The following is a 1969-nucleotide window of genomic DNA, read 5'->3' as shown; positions in this document are numbered from 1 at the left end:
CGAGATCCAGGACGCCTATCGGCGGGTGCTCGAGGGCCTCGAGCTGACGCCGCGCTATGGCCAGCGGCTGATGATTGCCGAGATCGCCCGAACCCTGGCGGGGATCGAGGCCGATGAGGCCGGTCGGCGCACCAGCGACGAGCATGTCTGCGTGCTCGAGGCCGGCACCGGCACCGGCAAGACCCTGGCCTACCTGCTGGCCGCGCTGCCGGTGGCGAAGGCCCGTGGCAAGCGGCTGGTCATCGCCACCGCCACCGTGGCGCTGCAGGAGCAGGTGCTTCATCAGGACCTGCCGGCGCTCAAGGCCCACAGCGGACTCGACTTCGACTATGCCCTGGCCAAGGGGCGCGGGCGCTATGTCTGCGTGGCGCGCCTCGACCAGGCGCTGGACGGTGGAGAAGAGAACGCCACCCTGTCGCTCTTCGAGCAGTCCCTGGCCAGCGGCGGCGATGACTTCCAGGCGCTGGTCAAGGATCTGGGCGAGGCTTACGGCAACGGCCGCTGGGAGGGCGACCGCGACAGCTGGCCCGAGGCCATCGAGGACAGCCACTGGCGCCGCCTCACCGTGGACCACCGCCAGTGCACCAACCGCCGCTGTGGCCACTTCGGGGCCTGCGCCTTCTTCCGTGCCCGCCGTCACCTCGAGAACGCCGATATCATCGTCGCCAACCACGACCTGGTGCTGGCCGACCTGGCCCTGGGCGGCGGCGTGGTGCTGCCGGCCCCGGGCGACTGCATCCATGTCTTTGACGAGGGACACCACCTGCCCGACAAGGCCCTTCAGCACTTCACCTACCGCTTCGCCGTGGGCGGGGCGCTGCGCTGGCTGAAGACCCTGAAGAGCTCGCTCACCGAGCTCAACCAGGCGCTGGCCGTCCAGCCGACCCTGGCGCGGCTGCTGGCAGGGCTCCCGGAGGCGATCAACGCTCTGGAGCCACGGCTCGGCGAGGCCTTCGCCCTCGGTCACCAGTTGGCGGGTCGCCCCCAGGGGCTGGCCGACGGCGAGGAGAGCCGCCACCATCGCTTCGAGATGGGGCGCGTGCCACAGGCACTGCGCGAGCAGGCCGGGGGGCTGGTGGTGCTCTTTGCCGAGCTCTCCCGCACCCTGGAGAGCATGGCCGACATCCTGCGCGAGAGCCTCGACCCGGACAAGCACACTGGACTGCCGCGGGAGCAGGCCGAGGCCTGGCTGCCGCTGGTGGCCCTTCTCCACGGCCGCGCCCTGGAGGCCCATGCCCTGTGGCAGGCGTTCACCGAGACGGACCCCGAAGGTGAGCCCCCCCGCGCGCGTTGGCTGACCCTGGAGCGCTTCCATGGCGAGTCCGAGCTGACCTTCTCGGCGAGCCCGGTCTCCGCGGCTCACACCCTCGCCCGCAACCTCTGGGGCAGCACCTTCGGGGCGGTGGTCACCTCGGCGACGCTGACGGCGTTGGGACGCTTCGAGCGGCTGCAGGAGCGTGCCGGGCTGGCCAACCGCTACCGCTACCAGCGCCTCCCCAGTCCCTTCGACTACTCCCGGGCGGTGCTCAGCGTGCCTCGCGAGGCCGTCGATCCCGCCGATCGCGAGGGGCACGAGCGGGCCATTGTCGACTTCGTGGAAGCGCTCGATGATCAGGAAGCGGTTCTGATGCTCTTCTCGTCACGGGCCCAGCTCCGCGGCGTCGAAAAGGCGCTCTCAAGGGCCCGGCGCGAGCGAGTGCTGGCCCAGGACCGCCTGCCCAAGCGCGAGCTGATCATCCGCCACCGGGCGCGGGTGGACGCGGGGGAGGGCAGCATCATCTTCGGCCTGGCGAGCTTTGCCGAGGGGGTTGACCTGCCCGGGGACTACCTGACTCACGTGGTGATCACCCGGCTGCCCTTCTCGGTGCCGGACGACCCGGTGGGGGCGACGCTGGCCGAGTGGATCGAGAGCCGAGGCGGCAATGCCTTCATGCGCATCAGCGTGCCGGACGCCTCGATCAAACTGGTG

At 70.7% G+C, this 1969-nt stretch carries 1 protein-coding gene; it reads left to right on the top strand.

Translation table 11 applies throughout. From position 1 onward, the window contains the following. Positions 1-1969 (top strand): ATP-dependent DNA helicase DinG (dinG, locus tag RI841_RS14345; protein ID WP_310706314.1); only part of this gene is annotated, 1969 nt, incomplete at both ends.

Origin of the sequence: Halomonas sp. (assembly GCF_031581305.1) — a bacterium.
GTDB lineage: Bacteria > Pseudomonadota > Gammaproteobacteria > Pseudomonadales > Halomonadaceae > Halomonas.
The sequence above is the reverse complement of the archived record's forward strand: the minus strand, read 5'-3'. Positions and strand labels throughout refer to the sequence as shown.